This window comes from Streptomyces sp. adm13(2018) (assembly GCF_008042145.1).
Taxonomy (GTDB): domain Bacteria; phylum Actinomycetota; class Actinomycetes; order Streptomycetales; family Streptomycetaceae; genus Streptomyces.
In genome coordinates, this window is the sequence record NZ_RDBH01000129.1 from 1991094 (window position 1) to 2012917 (window position 21824).

At 73.5% G+C, this 21824-nt stretch carries 24 protein-coding genes, 1 pseudogene and 1 riboswitch; of the genes and pseudogenes, 8 read left to right on the forward strand and 17 right to left on the reverse strand.

All coding sequences use genetic code 11. The annotated features are described in order from the left end of the window. Window positions 1–245: GntR family transcriptional regulator (locus tag EAO70_RS25915; protein WP_148005365.1), on the reverse strand; the 245-nt coding region annotated here is incomplete at its 3' end. Window positions 246–395: 150 nt separating this feature from the next. Here EAO70_RS25915 and EAO70_RS25920 point away from each other — a divergent pair. After that, a pseudogene (locus EAO70_RS25920) lies at window positions 396–1184 on the forward strand (EamA family transporter); the annotation flags it as partial. Between the two features lie 99 nt (window positions 1185–1283). On the opposite strand, the gene EAO70_RS25925 reads toward EAO70_RS25920, so the two are convergent. Continuing rightward, window positions 1284–2117, reverse strand: coding sequence for an alpha/beta fold hydrolase (locus EAO70_RS25925; protein WP_148005135.1), 834 nt, complete (start codon window positions 2115–2117; stop codon window positions 1284–1286). 122 nt (window positions 2118–2239) lie between these two features. Between EAO70_RS25925 and EAO70_RS25930 the strand changes: the two genes are divergently transcribed. Together EAO70_RS25930 and EAO70_RS25935 are read left to right on the forward strand one after the other, a co-directional pair. Then, entirely contained in the window at window positions 2240–3136 is an 897-nt protein-coding gene (locus tag EAO70_RS25930; RefSeq protein WP_148005136.1) for an RNA polymerase sigma-70 factor, read from the forward strand. A gap of 291 nt (window positions 3137–3427) precedes the next feature. After that, the gene (locus tag EAO70_RS25935; RefSeq protein WP_148005137.1) at window positions 3428–4168 is read left to right on the forward strand and encodes a GntR family transcriptional regulator; all 741 of its coding nucleotides are present in this window, start codon (window positions 3428–3430) and stop codon (window positions 4166–4168) included. A gap of 44 nt (window positions 4169–4212) precedes the next feature. Here the strand turns inward: EAO70_RS25935 and EAO70_RS25940 are convergent, their stop codons facing one another. Continuing rightward, window positions 4213–5370: an ROK family transcriptional regulator gene (locus EAO70_RS25940; protein WP_148005138.1), complete on the reverse strand. Its 1158-nt coding sequence runs from the start codon at window positions 5368–5370 to the stop codon at window positions 4213–4215. 197 nt (window positions 5371–5567) lie between these two features. On the opposite strand from EAO70_RS25940, the gene EAO70_RS25945 reads away from it, so the two are divergent. Further along, a complete protein-coding gene (locus EAO70_RS25945) occupies window positions 5568–5978 on the forward strand; it encodes a hypothetical protein (protein ID WP_148005139.1) in 411 nt (136 codons plus the stop codon). A 105-nt stretch (window positions 5979–6083) separates the two neighbouring features. On the opposite strand, the gene mug is transcribed toward EAO70_RS25945, so the two are convergent. From mug to bioB, 11 genes are all read right to left on the reverse strand, one after another. Next, on the reverse strand, window positions 6084–6581 hold the full coding sequence (gene mug / locus EAO70_RS25950; protein ID WP_148005140.1) for a G/U mismatch-specific DNA glycosylase: 498 nt from the start codon (window positions 6579–6581) through the stop codon (window positions 6084–6086). 62 nt (window positions 6582–6643) lie between these two features. After that, the gene (gene purB, locus EAO70_RS25955) at window positions 6644–8086 is read right to left on the reverse strand and encodes an adenylosuccinate lyase (protein ID WP_187284020.1); all 1443 of its coding nucleotides are present in this window, start codon (window positions 8084–8086) and stop codon (window positions 6644–6646) included. 151 nt (window positions 8087–8237) lie between these two features. Continuing rightward, window positions 8238–9068 carry an SGNH/GDSL hydrolase family protein gene (locus EAO70_RS25960; RefSeq protein WP_148005141.1) on the reverse strand — a complete coding sequence of 277 codons (831 nt, stop codon included), beginning with the start codon at window positions 9066–9068 and terminating at the stop codon, window positions 8238–8240. A 155-nt stretch (window positions 9069–9223) separates the two neighbouring features. Next, window positions 9224–10243, reverse strand: coding sequence for a hemolysin family protein (locus EAO70_RS25965; protein WP_148005142.1), 1020 nt, complete (start codon window positions 10241–10243; stop codon window positions 9224–9226). Next, on the reverse strand, window positions 10240–11583 hold the full coding sequence (locus tag EAO70_RS25970) for a hemolysin family protein (protein ID WP_148005143.1): 1344 nt from the start codon (window positions 11581–11583) through the stop codon (window positions 10240–10242). Before EAO70_RS25970 ends, EAO70_RS25965 begins: the two co-directional genes overlap by 4 nt. A 217-nt stretch (window positions 11584–11800) precedes the next feature. Next, window positions 11801–12226 carry a GNAT family N-acetyltransferase gene (locus EAO70_RS25975; protein ID WP_148005144.1) on the reverse strand — a complete coding sequence of 142 codons (426 nt, stop codon included), beginning with the start codon at window positions 12224–12226 and terminating at the stop codon, window positions 11801–11803. Between the two features lie 64 nt (window positions 12227–12290). Next, a complete protein-coding gene (locus EAO70_RS25980) occupies window positions 12291–12971 on the reverse strand; it encodes a class I SAM-dependent methyltransferase (protein ID WP_148005145.1) in 681 nt (226 codons plus the stop codon). A gap of 10 nt (window positions 12972–12981) precedes the next feature. Beyond that, window positions 12982–13326, reverse strand: coding sequence for a VOC family protein (locus EAO70_RS25985; protein ID WP_148005146.1), 345 nt, complete (start codon window positions 13324–13326; stop codon window positions 12982–12984). 118 nt (window positions 13327–13444) lie between these two features. Further along, window positions 13445–14179 carry a dethiobiotin synthase gene (gene bioD, locus EAO70_RS25990; protein WP_148005147.1) on the reverse strand — a complete coding sequence of 245 codons (735 nt, stop codon included), beginning with the start codon at window positions 14177–14179 and terminating at the stop codon, window positions 13445–13447. A gap of 165 nt (window positions 14180–14344) precedes the next feature. Then, window positions 14345–15643, reverse strand: coding sequence for an adenosylmethionine--8-amino-7-oxononanoate transaminase (locus EAO70_RS25995; protein ID WP_148005148.1), 1299 nt, complete (start codon window positions 15641–15643; stop codon window positions 14345–14347). Beyond that, the gene (gene bioB / locus EAO70_RS26000) at window positions 15636–16892 is read right to left on the reverse strand and encodes a biotin synthase BioB (protein ID WP_148005149.1); all 1257 of its coding nucleotides are present in this window, start codon (window positions 16890–16892) and stop codon (window positions 15636–15638) included. Before bioB ends, EAO70_RS25995 begins: the two co-directional genes overlap by 8 nt. A 143-nt stretch (window positions 16893–17035) precedes the next feature. Between bioB and EAO70_RS26005 the strand changes: the two genes are divergently transcribed. Together EAO70_RS26005 and EAO70_RS26010 are read left to right on the forward strand one after the other, a co-directional pair. Continuing rightward, window positions 17036–18217 carry an 8-amino-7-oxononanoate synthase gene (locus EAO70_RS26005; RefSeq protein ID WP_148005150.1) on the forward strand — a complete coding sequence of 394 codons (1182 nt, stop codon included), beginning with the start codon at window positions 17036–17038 and terminating at the stop codon, window positions 18215–18217. A gap of 157 nt (window positions 18218–18374) precedes the next feature. Further along, entirely contained in the window at window positions 18375–18812 is a 438-nt protein-coding gene (locus tag EAO70_RS26010; protein ID WP_148005151.1) for an ATP-binding protein, read from the forward strand. Between the two features lie 116 nt (window positions 18813–18928). On the opposite strand, the gene EAO70_RS26015 is transcribed toward EAO70_RS26010, so the two are convergent. From EAO70_RS26015 to EAO70_RS26025, 3 genes are all read right to left on the reverse strand, one after another. Continuing rightward, a complete protein-coding gene (locus EAO70_RS26015; RefSeq protein ID WP_148005152.1) occupies window positions 18929–19405 on the reverse strand; it encodes a C40 family peptidase in 477 nt (158 codons plus the stop codon). Window positions 19406–19408: 3 nt separating this feature from the next. Next, window positions 19409–19615, reverse strand: a riboswitch (cyclic di-AMP (ydaO/yuaA leader). Between the two features lie 314 nt (window positions 19616–19929). Next, window positions 19930–20235: a hypothetical protein gene (locus EAO70_RS26020; RefSeq protein ID WP_148005153.1), complete on the reverse strand. Its 306-nt coding sequence runs from the start codon at window positions 20233–20235 to the stop codon at window positions 19930–19932. A gap of 7 nt (window positions 20236–20242) precedes the next feature. Then, the gene (locus EAO70_RS26025) at window positions 20243–20866 is read right to left on the reverse strand and encodes a ClpP family protease (protein WP_261993032.1); all 624 of its coding nucleotides are present in this window, start codon (window positions 20864–20866) and stop codon (window positions 20243–20245) included. Between the two features lie 58 nt (window positions 20867–20924). On the opposite strand from EAO70_RS26025, the gene EAO70_RS26030 reads away from it, so the two are divergent. Both EAO70_RS26030 and EAO70_RS26035 read left to right on the forward strand, forming a co-directional pair. Beyond that, a complete protein-coding gene (locus tag EAO70_RS26030; RefSeq protein WP_148005155.1) occupies window positions 20925–21203 on the forward strand; it encodes a type II toxin-antitoxin system Phd/YefM family antitoxin in 279 nt (92 codons plus the stop codon). Between the two features lie 313 nt (window positions 21204–21516). Further along, the gene (locus EAO70_RS26035; RefSeq protein ID WP_148005156.1) at window positions 21517–21819 is read left to right on the forward strand and encodes an urease subunit gamma; all 303 of its coding nucleotides are present in this window, start codon (window positions 21517–21519) and stop codon (window positions 21817–21819) included. Window positions 21820–21824: the final 5 nt, after the last annotated feature.

Here is a 21824-nt window from a genome sequence, read left to right on the forward strand (position 1 = left end):
CCCGCCCCACGGTCGCTGCGCAGGTATCCCTCGGCGGTGAGTTGTTCGTACGCCTCCGTGACCAGGCCCCGCGAGACGCCCAGGTCCGACGCGAGCGCGCGGCTCGACGGCAGGCGGGTGCCGGGCGCGAGCCGGCCGGAGCGCACCGCGTCGCGCAGTGCCTCCTGGAGGGCCCGGCCGCGTCCCCGCGCGGGGGCGGCGGCGGGCAGGAGCAGCTCCCACGCAGCCTGTCCGTGGCTGGTCATCTCCGTGCGGCCCCCTCTCCCCGTCCCCGCGGCCSGGCGCKCCSGGCCGCGGCGCCCATGATGCCGTGCCGCGAGACGCGGAAGTGGTCCCCGATGGCGGTACGGAAGTGGACCCCGAACCGGACCGCCCGTCTTCCTACCGTCGGAGCCATGAACGCCAACGCCCTGCGCGGGGTCCTCCTCGTGACCGTCGCCTATGCCCTCGTCGGAGCCTCCTTCACCGCCAACAGCCTGCTCGGCGACTACCCGTACGCGGGCGGCCAGGCCCTGCGGTACGCCGCCGCCTGCCTGCTGCTGCTCCCCCTGCTCGGCCGCGGCGGGACGGCCCCGCTGCGGCTCCTGACCGCCCGTCACTGGGTGCGGCTCGCCGCCGTCGCGGGGGTCGGCATGGTCGGGTTCAACCTGGCCGTCCTCGCCGCCGAGCGGACTGCGGAACCCGCCGTGCCCGGCGTCCTCGTCGGCTGCGCCCCGGTCGTCGTCGCCGTCCTCGTCCCGCTGACCGAGGGCCGCAGGCCCGCCCCCGCAGTACTGTACGGGGCGCTGCTGGTCGCCGCCGGAGCCTTCACGGTGCAGGGCTGGGGGCGTACGGACCTGGCGGGAATCGGCTGGTCCGTGGCGGCGCTCGCCGGCGAGGTCGGCTTCACGGTCCTCGCCGTCCCGGTGCTGCGGCTGCTCGGGCCGAAGCTGCTCACGGCGGTCGTGTGCGGGATCGGCGCGGCCGAGGCGGCGCTCATCGGCCTGGTCGTGGACGGCGCCGACGTCGTCCGGATGCCGACGGCGGTGGAGGCGGGTGCCCTGGTCTGGCAGGCCGCGCTCGCCACCGTCGTCGGGTTCGTCCTGTTCTACATGGGCGTGCAGCGCATCGGCATGGAGCGGGCCACGCTCTTCACGGGCGCGATCCCGATCGCCGCCGCGCTGAGCGCGGCCCTGGTCGCGGGCGCCGCCTTCGGCCTCCCGCAGGCGTGCGGCAGCCTGCTCGTGGGGGCCGGCGCCGCCGTGGGCACCGGCCTGTTCGCCCGGCGCGTCCCGGGCACGGCCTCAGCCGCGGCTGCCGTCCAGGATGACCCGTGCGACGAGAGCCGGGTCGTCGTTCATGGGCACGTGCCCGCAGCCGGGCAGCCGGACGAGCCGCGCGCCGGGGATGGTGTGCTTGGCACGGACGCCCTGCCGCGGAAGGAGCAGCCGGTCGCGGGCGCCCCAGGCCACGGTGACCGGTAGACCGGGCACGTCCTCGCGGAAGGTCACGCTCCCGCCGGCCGCCAGCGTCTGCCGGAACCCGGTGGCCCCGCGCAGCGCGAGCGTCTCGGCGTACGCGGCCGAAGGGGAACGCCGCCCGGGCCGTGCGTAGATGGAGCTGGTGAGCACGGTGCGCCCGGCGGCGGTGCGGGAGAGGCGGTCGATCACCGGTACGGGCAGCGACCGCGCGGCGCCCCGCATCGCCCGCAGCGTCGCGAAGGCGTACCGCCGCTCGCCCTCCGACCAGAAGCCGGCGGGGGAGAGGGCGGTGACCGAGCGCACCAGCTTCTCCCGGGCCAACTGGAGGGCGAGCAGCCCGCCGAGCGAGTTCCCCGCCACGTGCGGCCGCTCGACACCGAGTGCCTCGCAGAAGGCGCCGAGGACGCTCCCGACGGTCGACAGGTCGTACGCGCAGCCCTCGGGCAGCGGGTCGGAGGCGCCGAATCCGGGCAGGTCCACCGCGATCACGTCACGTTCGGCGGCCAGCACGTCAAGCACCGGCTCCCAGGCCTGCCAGTGGTGCCCGATGCCGTGCAGGAGCAGCAGCGGTTCCCCCGCTCCGCGGCGTTCGTACCGGAGGGACGTCGGGCGGGGACCCGCCGGGGTCCCGATCGTGAACGTGATCCGTGCGGGCATGCGGACTCCCTGTCCTGAGGCTTGTCAGACGTCCCGTCAAGGAGAATTACCGATCAGTAGCCCGGAGTTCAAGCCTCTGCCCGAAACTGGACAGCGCCACCGCGGTCGGCTGGGATGGAGGGGTGCCCACCGACCTTCCGACCGACACCCCGACCGCGCGCTTCGAGGAGCACCGCGCCCTGCTGCTCGGCGTCGCCTACCGGATGCTCGGCCGCGTCGCCGACGCCGAGGACGTCGTCCAGGAGGCCTGGCTCCGCTGGACCGCCGAGGACCGGGCCGGGGTCCGCGAGCCCCGGGCGTTCCTGGTGCGGATCACGACCCGGCTGGCCGTCGACCGGCTCCGGCAGGCCACGGCGCGCCGCGAGTCCTACGTCGGTCCGTGGCTCCCCGAGCCCGTCGTGACCGACTTCGGCCCGACCGCGCCCGACACCGCCGAACGCGCCCTGCTCGCCGACTCCGTCTCGCTCGCGGTCCTCGTCGTCCTCGAATCCCTCTCCCCGCCGGAGCGGGCCGTCTTCGTGCTGCGCGAGGCCTTCGGCTTCCCGTACGCCGAGATCGCCACGGCCCTGGACCGCAGCGAGGCGGCCGTGCGCCAGCTCGCCGGGCGGGCCCGGCGCCACGTCGACGAGCGGAGGCCGCGCTACGACGTCGACCCGGCGGCGCGCCGGGACCTCACCGAGCGGTTCCTGGCGGCCGCCGCGGGCGGCGACCTCGGCGGGCTCCTCGACCTCCTCGCCCCCGACGTACGGCTCGTCGGCGACAGCGGCGGCAAGTCCAGGGCCCCGCTGCGGATCATCGAGGGCGCGGACAAGGTCGGCCGGTTCCTCCACGCGACCGCCCGGAGCGCGGACGCGGCCCTCGACGTCCGCCTCCTGGAGCTCAACGGCGCCCCCGCCCTGCTCGCCCTCGCCGACGGCAGGCCGGACTCGGTCCTTCAGATCGAGATCCTCGACGGCCGCGTCCAGCGCGTCCACATCATCCGCAACCCCGACAAGCTGGCGTCGCTCGCCGGCCTCTGACGCGCCCCGCGGCCACCCCACGCGAGGAACCGGCCCGATCACGCCGATCGGCCGGAAGTACACCCCGTCTCCCGCCCCGGAGACGGGGTGTTTTGCTGCGCCGGGCGCACGGGGACGCGAACGTCCTGTGAACGATCTAGGTCAGAGGGTCACATTCGGGGGCGTCCGGCAGAGGATTGGTCTTGACCAAGGGGTGGGCTCGCCTTATGGTCGCAGAGTTAGTGCAGGAACCTTTAATAAACAAGGGCGCGGAAAAACGCCGCGGGACACGGCGAATTGCGGAGGATCAGGGTGGGGACCACGCAGCTGGCATCGGTACCGGAACCGAAGTACCAGCACCTCAAGACAGTCATCGGCGAAGCACTCGACTCGGACTTCGCGGTCGGGGAGATCCTTCCCAACGAGCGCGACCTCGCGGCCCGCTTCGGCGTCGCCCGCGCCACACTGCGCCAGGCACTGGAGCAGCTGGAGCTCGAAGGCCGGCTGCAGCGCCGCCGCGGCGTCGGCACCACCGTCGCCCCGCCGCGCGTCGGCGTCGACGTCTCCACCACGCAGCACACCTGGCCGGGAGTCGGCGACGACGCCTGGCAGCCCCTGGACTCCGCCGCCGACATGGCCCCGGCCGCCGTCGCGCGCGTCCTGGACAGCGGCGCCGAGGAGCGGGTGCACATCGTCCGCCGCGTCCGCACCAGCCAGGGCCAGACCGTCGCCGCCGAGCTGCTCTACGTGCCGGCCGCGTCCGTCCCGGGTCTCAGCGCGATCGACGCCCCCGCCGGAGCCGCCCGCGCCCGCGCGGTGCTCCGCGAACTCCAGCACCTCGCCCTCGACGGCCAGGACCGCTCGGTGGAGCTCGGCTCGGCCCGCGCGGACGACGCGAAGGAGCTCGACCGGCTCCCGGGCGCGCCCGTCCTCGTCGTGACGACCCGCTACCTCTCCGGGGGACGTACCGCCGCCGTCTCCGTGGCCACCTACCGCGCCGACACCTGCCGCCTCACCTTCGGCGACTCCGTCGACCTGGTCATGGCCTCCTAGCCACGGTCACAGCACGCCCCGCGGCCCGTCGCACGAGGAACTCCTCAGCGGCGGGCCGTCACCGTGCCGTCGACCGCGAACAGCTGCTCCTCCACGTGGTCGAGCGCGAGCCGCAGCGCGCCCGTCCCCACCGCGGCCTCGCCGAGCAGGGACAGCACCACCCGCGGCGGCCGCAGACAGAACCGGGCCAGCTCCTCGCGGAGCGGCTGGAGCACACCGTCCAGACCGGCCGCCCAGCCGCCGACGACCACCAGCTCCGGGTCGATCGCCAGGACCAGCGCCGCCACGTCGTGCACCAGCCGCTGGATGAACCGCTCGACCGCCGCCTCCGCGCGCGCGTCGCCCTTGCGGGCCAGCGCGAAGACCTCGGCGACCGCCTGCTCGTCCAGCGGGTGCAGCGGTTCGTCCGTCGTCGACAGCAGGTGCTCGGGGGTGACGCCCCGGCCGAGCAGGTGCAGGGCGCCGATCTCCCCGGCCGCGCCGCCGAAGCCGCGGTGCAGCCGGCCGCCGATCAGCGAACCGGCGCCCGGGCTCAGCCCGGCGAGGACGAAGACGATGTCGTCGGAGTCGGTCGCGGCACCCTTCCAGTGCTCGGCCACGGCCGCCGCGTTCGCGTCGTTCTCCACGATGACGGGGCACTTGAAGGACCGGCGCAGCCGCTCGCCGAGCGCGAGCCCCGTCCAGCCCGGCAACGCCGTGCCGAGGCGGACCGTACCGTCGGCCTCCACGATGCCGGGAGTGCCGACGCCGACGGCCCGCAGGTTCGACCGGGCGACGCCGGCGCGGCGCAGCACGTCGGCCACGACCGTACGGACCCGGTCCAGCCGCTCGTCCTCGGGGGCCGTCTCCGACACCTCGCGCGCGCCGGCGCCGATGATCCGTCCGTCCAGACCGGAGAGCAGCGCGGCCACCCGGTGCGGGCCGATCTCGATGCCCAGCAGATGCCCGGCCTCGGCGCGGAAGCGGAACCTCCGCGCGGGACGGCCCTGCCGCCGCGCCTCGCCCTCCTCGGCCGCCGCCTCGACGACGAGACCGCCCTCCATGAGCCCCTCGACGACCCCTTCGACGGTGGGCCGCGACAGACCCGTGATCCGGGTCAGATCGGTGAGCGTCGGCGCGTCGGCGCCGCGCAGCGCATGGAGTACCACCGCGGAGTTGATCCGCCGCAGCAGAGACGGATCCCCGCCGGTCAGCCGCCCCACAGTGTGTCCTCCCAGCTCGTGCACCTCTTCGGCGGATGGTACTCAATGGCTCCGGTCGCGGCGAGTGCCGCCCCCATGACGCTTTGGATTCGACTCGGCGTCGATACGGGCTCCGCGCGCGCCCCCCAGCCGGCCCGCCGGACCGTCCCGAACCTGACGCGGCGCCAACTGTCAGTGCCGGCCGCTTTACTGGAGCCATGACCACGGCAGGCCTTCTGGCGGCGATCGACTTACTCAGGGCCCGGGGATACGACGACGGCCGGGACCACCACCTCGCGGAGCTCGCGACCAGCGAGGACTTCTGGGAGGACGACGGCACGCGCCGCGAGGTCGTCGAGGACCAGTACGAAGCGGAACGGGACGGGCTGGGCGTCCTGCTCGCCGCCCGCTGGGGGGAGCCCCGTACCGTCGACCTCTTCCCCGTCCTGGAGCGGAGCATGGAGGGCGAGCCGGTGCCGGAGCCCTGGGCCACCCTCAGCTGCCACACCCCGAACCTGCGCCTGTGGCGGGCCGACGGGCAGTGGATAGGACTGGGCGTCTCCCAGTGGGACAAGGAACTCCCGTTCCAGCTGGTCGCCGTGGTCACCACGGTCGACCCGCCGACCTGACCCCGGGGGCGCGCACTCCGGCGCCGGGAGCGGTCGGCGACCGCCCGCGCCCGCGACCGCCGCGCCGACGACCGCCCGCGGTGCCAGGTCGGCGGGCGGCCCCCGCTACCCGGCCGGTGTCTCCGCGGCCTCGCGGAGCCGCGCGTACTCCGCGGCCATCGTCTCCGCCGTCCAGTGCGCGTTGAGGCCGCTCGGGTTGGGCAGCGCCCAGACCCGGGTGGACCCGATCACGCGCTCCTGCGGCCCGATCACCGCCTTCGGCTCGTCGAACGCCGTGCGGTACGCGGTGACGCCGACGACCGCGAGCCAGCGGGGCGCGAGCCGCTCCACCTTCGCGGCGAGGATCCGTCCGCCCTCCCGGTACTCCTCGCGGGTCAGCTCGTCGGCGCGCGCGGTCGCCCGCGCCACCACATTGGTGATCCCGAGGCCGTACGTCAGGAGTTCCTCCTGTTCGTCCGGCCGCAGCCGCCGCGGGGTGAAGCCGGACAGGTGGAGCACCGGCCAGAACCGGTTGCCGGGACGGGCGAAGTGGTGGCCCGTCGCCGCCGTCATGAGACCCGGGTTGATCCCGCAGAACAAGACCGAGAGGCCGCCCGCCACCACGTCGGGAACGACGCGGTCACGGGCGGCCTCCAGCTGCTCCCTGGTGAACCGGGGGCTCCCGGTCAGAGGATCGCGCCGGGGGTGTAGGCGGCGGCCTCCGGGTGCTGCTTGAGGATCTCCTCGATCCGCGACACCACGGACGCGACCTGGTCGGCGGCGGCGCCGGTGAAGGACAGCTTGTCCGCCATCAGTTCGTCGAGCTGCGCGCGGTCCAGCGGGATCCGCTCGTCCGCGGCCAGCTTGTCGAGCAGCTCGTTCTGCACGGTGCCCTGCTCGCGCATGGCGAGGGCGGAGGCCACCGCGTTCTCCTTGATGGCCTCGTGCGCGACCTCGCGGCCGACACCGGCGCGGACGGCGCCCATGAGGACCTTGGTGGTCGCCAGGAAGGGCAGGTAGCGGTCGAGCTCGCGGGCGACGACGGCCGGGAAGGCGCCGAACTCGTCGAGGACGGTCAGGAAGGTCTCCAGGAGACCGTCGAGCGCGAAGAACGCGTCGGGTAGCGCGACCCGGCGGACCACGGAGCAGGAGACGTCGCCCTCGTTCCACTGGTCGCCCGCCAGCTCGCCGGTCATCGAGGCGTAGCCGCGCAGGATGACCATGAGCCCGTTGACGCGCTCGCAGGAACGGGTGTTCATCTTGTGCGGCATCGCCGAGGAGCCGACCTGGCCGGGCTTGAAGCCCTCGGTGACCAGTTCGTGGCCGGCCATCAGACGGATCGTCTTGGCGATCGACGAGGGGGCCGCGGCCAGCTGCACCAGCGAGGTGACGACGTCGTAGTCGAGCGAGCGCGGGTAGACCTGGCCGACCGAGGTGAAGGCGTGGGCGAAGCCGAGGTGACCGGCGATCCGCCGCTCCAGGTCGGCCAGCTTGTCGGCGTCGCCGCCGAGCAGGTCCAGCATGTCCTGCGCGGTGCCGACCGGGCCCTTGATGCCGCGCAGCGGGTAGCGGCCGAGCAGCTCCTCCAGGCGCGCGTGGGCCACGAGCAGCTCGTCCGCCGCCGTCGCGAAGCGCTTGCCGAGGGTGGTGGCCTGGGCGGCGACGTTGTGCGAGCGGCCCGCCATGACCAGCTCCGCGTACTCGGCGGAGAGCTTGCCGAGCCGGCCGAGGACGGCGACCGTACGATCCCGCATCAGCTCCAGGGAGAGACGGATCTGCAGCTGCTCGACGTTCTCGGTGAGGTCGCGCGAGGTCATGCCCTTGTGGACGTGCTCGTGGCCGGCGAGGGCGTTGAACTCCTCGATCCGGGCCTTCACGTCGTGCCGGGTGACCTTCTCGCGCTCCGCGATGGAGCCGAGGTCGACCTGGTCGAGCACACGCTCGTAGTCGGCGAGGGCGGCATCCGGAACCTCGATCCCGAGGTCCTTCTGCGCACGCAGCACGGCGAGCCAGAGCCGGCGCTCCAGCTTGACCTTCTGCTCGGGGGACCAGAGGACGGCGAGCTCCGCGGAGGCGTAGCGGCCGGCCAGAACGTTGGGGATGCGGGGCTTCGCAGTCACAGCAGTCACGTGCACAGAGTTTACTGGCGATTTCTGCAGGCCAGCGCCAGGGTCCGAGCTGGAGGTTGCTACGAGACGCAGTTCACGCACCCCGCCCGCGGACGGCCTCGGGCTACGGTGCCGCGAACGGCCCGCGAACGGCCCGCGAACGAACTCAGGGCTACGGCTCCGTGGACGGTCGCGTGGAGGGCCGTGCGGACGGCTCCGCGGACGGCGGCGTCATCGGCTCGTACGGCAGCAGCTTCGGGCGCTTCGGGGCGAGGCCGTCGCCCGACGAGCGGCCGGTCAGGCGCCGGCCGATCCACGGGCCCAGGTGCTCCCGGGCGAAGCGGGCGTCCGCCGCCCGGCGGGTCGCCCAGCCCGGCAGCGGGGTCGGCGGCGGCGGCGTCCGCCAGTCCGCCTCCGGCGTCATGCCAAGGGTCTGCCAGACGGCCTCGGCGACCCGCCGGTGCCCCTCGCCGGTGAGGTGGAGCCGGTCCACGTCCCAGAGCCTCGGGTCGGCGAGCGAGGGCGCGCCGTACAGGTCGACGACGAGCGCCCCGTGCCGGGCGGCGAGCGCGTCGACGTGCGCGAACAGCTCCTCCATCCGGGGGCGGAAGCGCTCCAGGACCGGCCCGTTGCGGCCGGGGCTGCGCATCAGGACCAGCTGCCCGCAGGAGGGGGTGAGCCGTTCGACCGCCTCGGTGAGCAGTCCGCGCACCCGCCCCATGTCGACCTTGGGCCGCAGGGTGTCGTTGAGCCCGCCGACCAGGGTGACGACGTCGGCCTTCATCGCGACGGCCGTCTCGACCTGCTCGTCGACGATCTGGCCGATCAGCTTGCCGCGCACGGCGAGGTTGGCGTACCGGAAGTCGGGGGTCCGGGCGGCCAGCCGGTCGGCGAGGACGTCGGCCCAGCCCCGGTAGGTACCGTCGGGCCTCCGGTCGGACATTCCCTCGGTGAAGCTGTCGCCGAGGGCGACGAAACTGTTGTACGTGGCATTGATCTCCATGGCGGAGAAATCGTACCGCGCGGTATGCGGGTCCCGCCGCCGGAGCCCGGCGGGCCCCCGGTGGCGGCCGCGTAGCTGCCCGCCGCCCCGGCCCGGGACGCGAAAGGGCCCCGGGAGCGCCTGCTCCCGGGGCCCTCGCCCGCACACCGAGGCCGTTACGGGGCCGCCGGGCGGCCCACCAGCTCCCGCAGCACGTCCTCCATCGCCACGAGACCGGCCGGCTTGTCGTCCTCGTCGAGCACCGCCGCCAGATGCGTCCGGCTGCGGCGCATCGCGGTCAGGACGTCGTCGAGCGGGGCGGCCGCCCGGACCCGGGCGACCGGCCGCAGCATGGACACCGGGAAGGGCTCGTCGCGCGGCAGGACGTCGAGCGCGTCCTTGACGTGCAGATAGCCCAGGATCCGGCGGTTCTCGTCGACCGTCGGGAAGCGCGAGTAGCCGGTCCGCGCCGACAGCGCCTCCAGCTCCTCCGGAGTCGTGCCCACCTGCGCGTACACGACCTTCTCCGCCGGCATCACGACGTCCCGCACGGGCCGGCGGCCCAGTTCGAGGGCGTCGTGCAGCCGCTCCGCGGCCCGGTCGTCGAGCAGGCCCGCGTCACCGGCGTCGGTGACCATCCGGGCCAGCTCGTCGTCCGAGAACGTCGCCGAGACCTCGTCCTTGGCCTCCACCCGCAACAGCTTGAGCAGCACGTTCGCGAAGGCGTTGATCGCGAAGATCACCGGCCGCAGCGCCCGGGCGAGCGTCACCAGCGGCGGGCCGAGCAGCAGCGCCGTCCGCGTGGGCTCCGCCAGGGCGATGTTCTTCGGCACCATCTCGCCGAGCAGCATGTGCAGATACGTGGCCACGCTCAGCGCGATCACGAACGAGATCGGGTGGACCAGGCCGTGCGGCACGCCCACCGCGTCGAAGACCGGTTCGAGCAGGTGCGCGATGGCCGGCTCGGCGACGATGCCGAGGACCAGGGTGCACAGGGTGATGCCGAGCTGCGCCGCGGCGAGCAGCGCGGAGACGTGTTCGAGGCCCCAGATGACGCTGCGCGCCCGCCGGTTCCCCTCCTCGGCCTGCGGCTCGATCTGGCTGCGCCGGACCGAGATCAGGGCGAACTCGGCGCCGACGAAGAACGCGTTGACGACCAGGGTCAGCAGACCGATCAACAGCTGGATCACGATCATCCGTCGACCTCCTCGGTCTCGTCCCCGTGCGCCTGCGCCACGGGCGCGTGCAGCTGCACGCGGGCGGCACGCCGCCCCGAGGCGTCGGCCACGTCGAGCCGCCAGCCGTCCAGGTCCACGATGTCCCCGACGGCCGGGATGCGGCCCAGCTCGTGGGCGACGAAGCCCGCGAGCGTCTCGTACGGTCCGTCCGGCACCCGGAGGCCGATGATCTCCACCTGGTCCGTCCGGGCGGCGCCGTCGGCGGACCAGAGCTCGCGCCCGTCCGCGTCCTCGCCCGCCCGCGCCAGGTCCGGCGTCTCGTGCGGGTCGTGCTCGTCGCGCACCTCGCCGACGACCTCCTCGACGATGTCCTCCAGGGTGGCCACCCCGGCGGTGCCGCCGTACTCGTCGATGACGACGGCCATCGTCTGCCGGCCGGACAGCCGGTCGAGCAGCCGGTCCACGGTCAGCGTCTCGGGGACGAGCAGCGGCTCGCGCATCAGCTCGCCGACCCCGCGGTGGCGGCGCTCCTCGGCCGGTATGGCCAGGACGTCCTTGATGTGCGCGATGCCGACGACCGCGTCGAGGCTGCCCCGGTAGACGGGGAAGCGGGAGAGACCGGTCGCCCGGGTCGCGTTGGCGACGTCCTCGGCGGTGGCCTGCACGTCGAGCGCGGTGACCTGCACGCGCGGCGTCATCACGTTCTCCGCGGTCAGCTCCGCCAGGTTGAGGGTGCGGACGAACAGCTCGGCCGTGTCCGCCTCCAGGGCGCCCTCCTTGGCGGAGTGCCGGGCCAGCGCGACGAGCTCCTGCGGGGAGCGCGCCGACGCCAGCTCCTCGGTCGGCTCCATGCCGAGCCGGCGCAGGATCCGGTTCGCGGTGTTGTTGAGATGGCTGATCAGCGGCTTGAAGGCGGCGGTGAACACCCGCTGCGGCGGGGCGACCACCTTCGCGACCGCGAGCGGCGAGGAGATCGCCCAGTTCTTGGGGACCAGCTCGCCGACCACCATCAGGACGACGGTCGACAGGGCGGTGCCCAGGACCAGCGCCACGGACGAGGCGACGGAGGCGGAGAAGCCGAGGTCCTCCAGGGGACCGCGGATCAGCTTGGTGATCGAGGGCTCGGAGAGCATGCCGACGACCAGGTTGGTGACGGTGATGCCCAGCTGGGCACCGGAGAGCTGGAAGGTCAGCGACTTGACCGCCTTCAGCGCTCCGGCCGCGCCGCGCTCGCCGCGCTCGGCGGCGTCCTCCAGCTGGCGGCGCTCGACCGTGGTCAGCGAGAACTCGGCCGCGACGAACGCACCGCACGCCACGGAGAGGAGGAGCGCCAGGAGGAGCAGCAGCACTTCGGTCATCGGTTCACCTCCGTCCCATGATCAGTCAGGGGGAGGAGGAACGCTCGATGTCGGCCGTGGGGGCCGGTGCTTTCGGGAGCAGTACCCGCGTGGGCACTACCGGGAGGCTCGCCCATGGGCGGACGTTCACACCTTTCGGTCGGTCGGACGAAGGGGAGACCATGGTAAAGGACCGGCAAAACGGCACGTCGGCGGGGGAGCGGCCGGGATCCGCCGCTCAGTCCGTGAGCGGCTTCACCCAGCGGCGCCACTGGTCCTGTCGCTCGTACCCGGCTGCCGCCCACAGATGCCGGCCGGTCTCGTTCTCCTCCAGGACCATGGCGTCGGCCCGCCGTCCGCCGAGGGCGGCGAAGCGCTCCTCGGCCGCCCGCAGCAGCGCCGTCGAGATGCCCCGGCGGCGGTACGCGGGCAGGACCGCGAGCCGGTAGAGGGAGGCGCGCCAGCCGTCCCAGCCGGCGATCACCGACCCGACGAGGACCTCGCCGGAGACCGCGAGGAGCAGCGCTTCCGGGTCGCGCGTGACGAGGCGGATCACCCCGTCCAGGTCGTCGGAGACGGAGGTGCCCTCGGCGGACTCCTTCCAGAAGGTCAGGACCGCCTCGGCGTCCTCGGGAGTGGCGTGACGTATGCGCAGGTCGATCATGGCCGGATCCCATCACGGAGTGTCGCTCCGCTGCCAGGACTTCCGTTCCGCGAGACGGCACCCGCTACCGCCGGGCCGAGCCCAGGACACAGGGCGAGGAGGGGAGCCGCGGGCCCTTCTCCGGCACGTCGAACGAGCGGTACGGGCCCAGGGTGAACCCGGCCGCCTCGATCGCCGCGAGCGGGGCGCGGGAGGTGTGGCAGCCGCCGAAGAGCAGCGGCCAGACCGTCCGGTCGAGTCCCCGCTGCACCCGGGCGAGCCCGGGGGTGTCCGCCAGACCGTGCTCGAAGAAGCGCAGTTCGGCGCCGGGGCGCAGCACGCGGTGGAGTTCGGCGAGGGTCTGCGGGAGGTTCCGCACCGTGCACAGGACGAGCGAGGCCACCGCCGCGTCGAAGGAGGCGTCCTCCAGCGGCAGCGCCTCGGCGGTGTCCGGGAGCAGGGTCACCGGCACCGGGGCGCGGAGCGCGGCCTCCCGGGCGAGCCGCCGGAGCCGGGACTCCGGTTCGAGCGCGACGACCTCGGTGACGTCGGGCGGGTAGTGCGCGAAGTTCAGGCCGTTGCCCGCGCCGATCTCGATCACCCGGCCGGACAGCCCGGAGAGCAGCTCCGCCCGCAGTGCGCCGAGCCCGCCCCTGATGTCGGCGGACACGCTGCACCGGGCGTAGAAGCGGGCGAACAGCGGATGGTGGACGCCGGACGGGGCGGCGGGACCGGGCGGCGTCGACGGGGTGCGCGGCGGTGTCATCGGTGTCTCCTCAGCCCGTCACGAAGCAGAACTCGTTGCCCTCCGGGTCCCGTACGACCTGGAAGGAGCCCTGCGCGTCGGTCACGAGGTCGCCGACCGGGGACGCCCCCTCCGCGACCGCCTCGGCGGTGGCCCGGACCGGGTCCTCGACCTCCAGGTCGAGATGGACGCGGTTCTTCGCGGCCTTGCCCTCGGGCACCCGCTGGAAGGCGATCCGGACGAAGTCCGGTGGGTCCACGTACGACCAGTCGTCGCTCCGGTCGACCGGGCTGCCGCCGAGGAGGCCCGCCCAGAACCGGACCAGGGCGGCCGGGTCGGCGCAGTCGAAGACGATCTCCTGAACGTGAGCGCGCATGCCTCCACCCTACGGAGTGGAGGCACCCGCGTCCTGTGTCGCGAGCCGTTCGCGTCGCCGCGCTCGAAGCGGTGCGCCGCCGCGTGGTGCGTGGTCGGTGAGCCTGCCGTGGTCCGGCCTACGAGGCTCCGGCGTACGGCTGGGCGAACCGCTCCCGGAAGGCCTCCGCGTCCCACGTGCCGCCGAGCTGCGGCCCCAGCCAGCCGGCCGCGGCCGCCCGGAAGTCCGCGGGGTCGAGCGCGCCCGACCCCTCCGGCACGGCCCCGAGCAGCGGAGCGTCCGCCTCCCTCGGCAGATCCGCCAGGTTGCAGCGCATCGCCAGGTCCGGCGCGTCCGGCCAGCTGCCGACCACCACGCCCAGCTGGGCGATCCCGCGCGCCCGCAGCGCCTCCGCGGTCAGGGCCGTGGAGTTGAGCGTCCCGAGCCCGGCCGGGACCACCGTGAGCACCGGCGCGCCGAGGAGCGCGGCGGCGTCGGCGAGGGTGCCGCCGTCCTCGTCGAAGCGGACGAGCAGCCCGCCGGCCCCCTCCACGAGCACCAGGTCGTGCTCGGCGGCCAGCTTCCGGGCGGCCTCGGCGACCTCCGCGGGCCCCACCGGGGCGAGCCCCGCCCGCCGGGCCGCCGTCCCCGGGGCCAGCGGCTCCGGGAAGCGCCCCAGCTCGGCGGAGCCCGCCGCGCCCGAGAGCCGGACGACCTCGTCCGCGTCCCCGCGCTCGTCCGGGCCGACGCCGGTCTGCGCGGGCTTGAGGACGGCGACCGTCCGGCCGGCGGCCGTGGCGATCGCGGCGACGGCGGCCGTGACGACGGTCTTGCCGATCTCGGTCCCGGTGCCGCTGACGACGATGATTTCCACTGTTCTCCTCGCTCCGGCCTCGCTTCGGCCGTTCTGTCCGTTCCCGCGGTCCGTCCGTGCCCGCGGCGCCGGCCGTCGCCGCGGTCCCGCCCGTTCCCCGCGGTGCCGGTCGCTGCCGCGGCCTGACCGCTCCCACGGCCCCGTACGCTCCCGCGGTCCCGCCGGTCAGCCCGCGCTCGCCGCCGCGCGCACGGCGGCGCAGATCCGGGCCAGGTCCTCGTCACCCGTCACGTACGGCGGCATCGTGTAGATCAGGTCGCGGAACGGGCGCAGCCACACGCCCTCCCGGACCGCCGCGCGGGTCGCCGCCGCCATGTCGACCTCGTGGTCGAGCTGGACGACGCCGATCGCGCCGAGCACCCGCACCTCGCGGACGCCCGGCAGCTCGGCCGCCGGGGCGAGCCCGGCCCGCAGGCCGGTCTCGATCCGCTTGACCTCGACCTGCCAGTCCTGGGAGAGCAGCAGGTCGATCGAGGCGAGAGCGACGGCCGACGCCAGCGGGTTCCCCATGAACGTCGGCCCGTGCGCCAGGACGGGGACCTCGCCGCGCGAGATCCCGTCGGCCACCCGGCTCGTGCAGAGCGTCGCCGCCATCGAGAGGTAGCCGCCGGTCAGCGCCTTGCCCACGCACATCACGTCGGGGGAGACCCCGGCCTGGTCGGCGGCGAAGAGCGTGCCCGTCCGGCCGAAGCCGGTCGCGATCTCGTCGAAGACGAGCAGGACGTCGTGGGCGTCGCACGCCTCGCGCAGCACCCGGAGGTACGCCGGGTCGTGGAAGCGCATCCCGCCCGCGCCCTGCACGACCGGCTCCACGATCACCGCGGCCAGCTCGTGCGCGTGCTCGGCGATCCGGGTCCGCAGCAGCTCCGCGTACGACTCCTCGTAGGCGGCGGGCGGCGCGTCCACGAAGACCTGCCGCTGGAGCACCCCCGTCCACAGCTCGTGCATCCCGCCCTGCGGGTCGCACACGGACATCGGCTGCCAGGTGTCCCCGTGGTAGCCGCCGCGCCAGGTGAGGAGCCGCTGCTTCCCGGGACGGCCCAGGGAACGCCAGTACTGCAGGCACATCTTGGCCGCGACCTCGACGGAGACCGAGCCCGAGTCGCTGAGGAAGACGTGCCGCAGCGGCTCCGGGGTGATCTCCACGAGCCGGGCGGCGAGCCGGACGGCCGGCTCGTGCGTGAGCCCGCCGAACATGACGTGGCTCATCTTCTCCAGCTGGCCGCGCACCGCCTCGTCGAGCACGGGGTGGTGGTAGCCGTGGATCGCCGACCACCACGAGGACATGCCGTCGACCAGCTCGTCCCGGCCCTCCGCGGGCTCGGCGAGCCGGAGCCGGACGCCGGACGCGGACGCGACGACCAGCGGCTCCGCACGGCCCGGCATGGGGCCGTACGGATGCCAGACGTGCGCCCGGTCCAGGGCGAGGAGTTCGCCGGTGCCGAGGGGTGCGCCGTCAGGCATTCGGCGCGAGGTCCGTGCCGGCGCCCCGGCGGCGCACGGCCACCAGGTCGGTGCGGGCGTCACTCGCCGTGGGCACCGAAGGCGCTGCCGCCGCTGTCGCCGCCGGAGCCGCGTGACCGCCGCAGGGGCCGCAGCCCCCGCCCTCCTCGCCGTGCGGGCCGCAGCCGGACGAGGCCTCGGAGCCGCAGCCCGCCGAGGACGCCGTGCCGCAGCCGCCGGTCGCGCCCGCCGCGGCGAGGGCGTCCGCGCGGTGCTTCGGCAGCGTCGTCGTGCCCGCGCCCTCCACCTCGAAGCCCGCGTCCGCGATCATGTCCAGGTCGGCCTGACCGGCCTGGCCCTCGCTCGTCAGGTAGTCGCCGAGGAAGATCGAGTTCGCGATGTTCAGCGCGAGGGGCTGCATCGAGCGGAGGTGCACCTCGCGACCGCCGGCGATCCGCACCTCGACGTCGGGGCAGACGAACCGCACCATCGCAAGGATCCGCAGACAGCGCTGCGGGGTCAGGTTCCACTCCTTGGCGAGCGGCGTCCCCTCGAAGGGGATGAGGAAGTTGACCGGCACCGAGTCGGAGTCGAGCTCGCGCAGCGCGTAGACGACGTCGACGAGGTCCTCGTCCGTCTCGCCCATGCCCGCGATCAGGCCCGAGCAGGCGGACAGACCGGCGGCGTGCGCCTTCTGCACGGTGTCCACCCGGTCGGCGTACGTGTGGGTCTTGGTGATCCCCGCGTACGTCGCCTCGGACGTGTTCAGGTTGTGGTTGTACGCGTCTGCGCCGGCGTCCTTGAGCCGCTCGGCCTGGCCGTCCGAGAGCAGACCGAGGCAGGCGCACACCTCGACGCCCTCGTTCTCCTCCTTGATGGCCTCGATGGTCCTACCGACCCGCTCGACGTCCCGGTCCGTCGGACCGCGGCCGCTCGCGACCAGGCAGACACGCTTGGCGCCGCCCGCGACACCCGCGGCGGCGGCCCGGGAGGCCTCGTCCGGCTTCAGCCAGGTGTACTTGAGGATCTCGGCCTTCGAGCCGAGCCGCTGCGAGCAGTACGAGCAGTCCTCGGGGCACAGGCCCGACTTCAGGTTCACCAGGTAGTTGAGCTTCACCCGTCGCCCGAACCACTGGCGGCGCACCTTCCCGGCCGCCGCCACCACATCGAGCAGTTCGTCGTCGGAGGTCGCCAGAACGGCGAGTGCTTCTTCACGGCTCGGCAGCTCGCGCCGCAGCCCCTTCTCCACCAGCGTGTTCAGCAGGTCCATAAGCGCTGATCCTCGCCTACCGCCCACCCCCGGGCCAAGGAGGATCTGAACAAACGCCCCCGAGAGAGGTGTGTGGATGACCACATCACGACCTCGGCACCCTGCGGTTAGGGTCTGTGCGCTGCCTACAAAAGGATCGCCGCATGCCACAGGCCGAGGACGCACGGGCCGCGGGCCCCCGCCGCACCGCGTTCGACTGGACCGACGCCGAGGCGCGCCGCCGGGCCGACGCGGGCCTCGTCCGCACCCTGCGGCCGCGGGCCGCCGAGTCGGACCTGCTCGACCTCGCGGGCAACGACTACCTGGGCCTCACCCGCCGTCCGGAGGTGACCGGGGCGGCCGCCGAGGCGGTCCTGCACTGGGGCGCGGGCTCCACCGGCTCCCGGCTGGTCACCGGCACCACCCGGCTGCACACCCGGCTCGAACAGGAACTCGCCGCGTTCTGCGGCTTCGAGGCGGCCCTCGTCTTCTCCTCCGGCTACACCGCCAACCTCGCCGCGCTCACCGCGCTCGGCGGCCGGGACTCCCTGATCGTCTCCGACGCCGCCAACCACGCCTCGATCGTCGACGGCTGCCGGCTGGCCCGCGCCGAGACGTCCGTCGTGCCGCACACCGACCCCGAGGCCGTACGCAAGACACTCGGCGCGCATCCCGGGCGGCGGGCCCTGGTCGTCAGCGACTCCGTCTTCTCCGTCGACGGCGACAAGGCCCCGCTGGCGGAACTCGCCGCGGCCTGCCGGGCGCACGGCGCCGGGCTCGTGGTGGACGACGCCCACGGCTTCGGCGTCCTGGGCGAAGGCGGCCGGGGCGCTCTCCACGAGGTGGGACTCGCGGGCGACGAGGACGTCGTCGCGACCCTGACCCTCTCCAAGTCCCTCGGCAGCCAGGGCGGCGCCGTCCTCGGCCCGGCCCGGGTGATCGAGCACCTGGTGAACGCGGCCCGCACCTTCATCTTCGACACCGGCCTCGCCCCCGCCGCGGCGGCCGGCGCGCTCGCGAGCCTGCGGCTGATCCGGGCCGAGCCCGGCCTCGCCGAGCGGGCCCGCACCGTCGCGACCACCCTGCACCGGCTGCTCACCGATGCCGGCCTCACGGCGGCCCGGCCCGACGCGGCCGTGGTGTCGGTGCGGGCGCCCTCCCCGGAGGCCGCCCTCGGCTGGGCCGCGGACTGCCGGGAGCAGGGCCTCGCGGTCGGCTGCTTCCGGCCCCCGTCGGTGCCCGACGGCATCTCCCGGCTGCGGCTCACGGCCCGCGCCGATCTGACGGACGCGCAGATCGACGCGGCGGTGGCGACGGTCCTGCGGACCGCGCCGCGCGCCGGGTAGCACCCAAGGGCGTTCCCGGGCAGCAGAGTTCACCGCTTCGGGCGACAGATGGGGACATATCTTGGTGGAACGCCGCACGGCGCGGCGCGATCGGTGGCACTCTGACGCGAAGCGCAATCCGGGGCGTTGGCCCCGGTGGGAAAGGGACAGCGTCGCCATGGCAGATCACCAGGAAGCATCCGTCACACTGCCGAGCGATCCCGCCTCGGTCCCCACGGCCCGGCGGTTCGTCGCCGGGGTCCTCGCGGACTGGGGCCTGGACGATGCCGGGGAGATCGCGGACGCCGTCCGGGTGATCGTCTCCGAGCTGGCGACCAACGCCGTACTGCACACCCTGGGCCAGTCGCCGACCTTCACGGTCGACGTACGCCTGGAGCGCGAAGAGCAGCTGTACATCGGCGTCACGGACAGCCACCCGCGCCGTCCGCGCCGTCTCCCGGCGGCGGTCCAGCAGGACAACGGCCGGGGCATGGTCATCATCCGCGTCCTGGCCGCGGAGGCCGGCGGCCGACTGTCGGTCACGCCGACGGACGACGGGGGCAAGACGGTCTGGATCACGCTTCCCTGGACCGCGGCCCCACTGGCCAGCTGCTAGGGCCGCAGGGATCGAACTGCCGGACTTCCCCGGGGCGTGTTCCGTCCGTCTCCGTCGGTCAGGGGTACGGCGGCGCCACCGCACCCCCCCCGGGACGAACCGCTACCGCCGCCTGATCAGCGGACGCGGCCGTAGTAGACCTTCGACGACCAGATCTTGTCGAGCTTCACCCACGAACCCGACTTGGGCGAGTGCCAGATCTTGCCGCTGCCGGCGTAGATGCCGACGTGGTACACCCTTCCGCCGGAGTGGAAGAAGACCAGGTCCCCCTTCTGCCTGGTGGAGGCGGAGATGTGCCGGGTCTTGTTGTACTGCTGCTGCGCGGTGCGAGGCAGCGACTTGCCCGCCTTCTTGTACGCGTAGAGCGTCAGACCGGAGCAGTCGAACCGGGAGGGCCCGCTGCTTCCGTACCCGTACGGAGCTCCCTTCTTGGACGCGGCGACGCTCAGTGCCTTGTTCGCGTGCGTGGTGGCTGCCTGGGCCTCGACCGCCGCACCGGGTGCGAACAGCGTGCCGCCGACGGCGGCGAGGGTGAGAGCCGAGACGGCTCCGGCCCGGGACAGCAGGGACGGGACGTGCATCTGCGCAGTCATGCGCAACCCTTCGTCAGCCGCCTGCGAAGGATGACCTGTCGGGTTCGGGCTGGCGAAGATGCCCGGCCGCTGACGCGGCTTCACCCCAAGGGACGATCCCGCTGCCGGAACAGCGCGTACGCCCCGTAAAAATCGGGTCCTCCACTCCTGCCGAACCACTCCTGTCGACCAGACGTCCGGGACAGCGGCAGGACTCGGCGTCCGCCCGGACCGCCCCGCCGCGGTGGCGGGGGCTTGTCGTCGACAGGGATCTTGACCCACAACAGGGCCGAAATCCGAGCTGAAACGGCGATATGTGAGGCTCCTCACGACTGATCCATTCGGGTGGACAGGGAGCCTTTGTGATCTTCGGGGGCGGGGTCGACGAGCCTCGTACCAGGGGTGGAACAACCCATTCCGCCGAATGTGTACACCTGCTGTGCAAGTCACCCGGCACATATGTCGACTCGTCGACTACGCCGAACGAGGGAGCGAATCTGCGGCCCGCGTCGGCCGTCCGGACCTGGACACGACACGCCGTCGTGTCAACTCGCGGGGGTCTCCCGGACGGTGACCCGGCCGGTCCTGCGCTCGCCGTCCAACACCCGGAGGGCGCGCGCCAATGTCTCCGCGTGCACCTCGCTCTCGCCCCGCGTGTGCATCAGTGTCACGGCCCGCAGCAGCGCCTCCGCCCGCCCCACCAGGGCCTGTGCCGCGCGCAGTGCGCCGTAGGTGTGGGTGCCCCTGGACGGATTGATCTTCCCGAGCAGGTCGACGACCTCCAGGTAGGCGTCGACGAGTTCGCCCTCGGCGCGGGTCAGTGCGGGCAGCGGCGGCAACTCGGGGACCACGGCCGGGTCACCGGTTCGTGCCGTCGGAGGCGGCGTGGCGGTTCGTGATCACGTGGTCCACCAGGCCGTACGCGACCGCCGCCGGTGCGTCCAGCACCGTGAGCCGGTCGAGGTCGGCCTCGACGCGGTCCCGCTCCCGGCCCGTGTGCTCGGCGAGCATCCCCGTCATCAGCGTGCGGAGCCGGAGCAGTTCGCGGGCGTGGATGTCGAGGTCGCTCGGCTGGCCCTGGAGCGGCTCGTCCATCGCGGGCTGACGGAGCGTGACCCGGGCGCCCGGCAGCATCATGCGCTTGCCCGGGGTGCCGGCGGCGAGCAGCACGGCGGCGGTGGAGACGGCCTGGCCCAGGCAGGTGGTCTCGACGTCGCAGTGGAGCGAGAGCAGCGTGTCGTAGATCGCGGTCATGGAGCTGACCGAGCCGCCGGGGGAGTTGATGTAGAGCGAGACGTCCTGGTCGGGCCCCGCGTGGTCCAGGTAGAGGAGTTGGGCGATGACGTCGTTGGCCGACGTCTCGTCGATCGGCGTCCCGAGGAAGACGATCCGGGATTCGAGGAGCTTCGAGTAGGGGTCGAGGGTCCGTGTTCCGTAGCTGGTGCGCTCGGTGAACGCGGGCAGGACGTGGCGAGCATCCATGACGGGTACCTCCATCTGTAAAAAATGTACAGGACGTACAGGCCGTAAGATGGGGAGCATGACTTACGAGATCCCGGTGACGCAAGCGAGGGCCGAGCTCGCCGACCTGATCAACCGAGTCGTGTACGGCGGCGAGCGGGTCGTCGTCACCCGCCACGGGAAGCCGCTCGTCGCCCTGGTCTCCGCCGCTGACCTGGAAGAACTCGAAGCGTCCGAGAAGCCGGCCGACGAGCAGGTGATCAGCTCCGTCTCCGGCCTGCACTCGCTGGACTCCGCTACCGGCGAACAGCACCGCTTCGGCATCGCCGCCCACCACCGCGAACCCGGCCGCTCCTGACCGCCCCGTCGGCGCGGACCGGAGGCCGAGGGGCCGCGGGCCCCCGCCCGCCGCTCCGTATACACGGCGGCGGCCCGCCCCGACGACGTCTCCGTCGGGGCTCCGGAGGACGGGGCTCTCCGGGCCGGTGTCCCCGTCCGCCGATGTAGGACGATCATGAAAGAGCAAAGCCGCAGTTAACGAGCCGGAAAAACTTCCGCCCTAACGTGCAATGTCTGGCCGCGAGCCACATCTCCGCAGCTCAACAAGGTGTTGACGGTCGGTAGGGTCCGCAGCTGCCGGGTGTCCCGGTCGACGACTGTGAGGTGGAAGAGTGCAACTGAGCCCGCACGAACAGGAACGCCTGCTCATCCATGTGGCCGCCGACGTGGCCACCAAGCGCCTGGCCCGGGGTGTGCGCCTCAACCACCCCGAGGCCGTCGCCCTGCTCACCTCCCACGTCCTCGAAGGCGCCCGGGACGGACGCACCGTCGCCGAACTCATGGCCTCGGGACGCACGGTGCTCACCCGCGACGACGTCATGGAGGGCATCCCCGAGATGATCCACGACGTCCAGGTCGAGGCCACCTTCCCCGACGGCACCAAGCTCGTCACCCTCCACGACCCCATCGTCTGAACGGG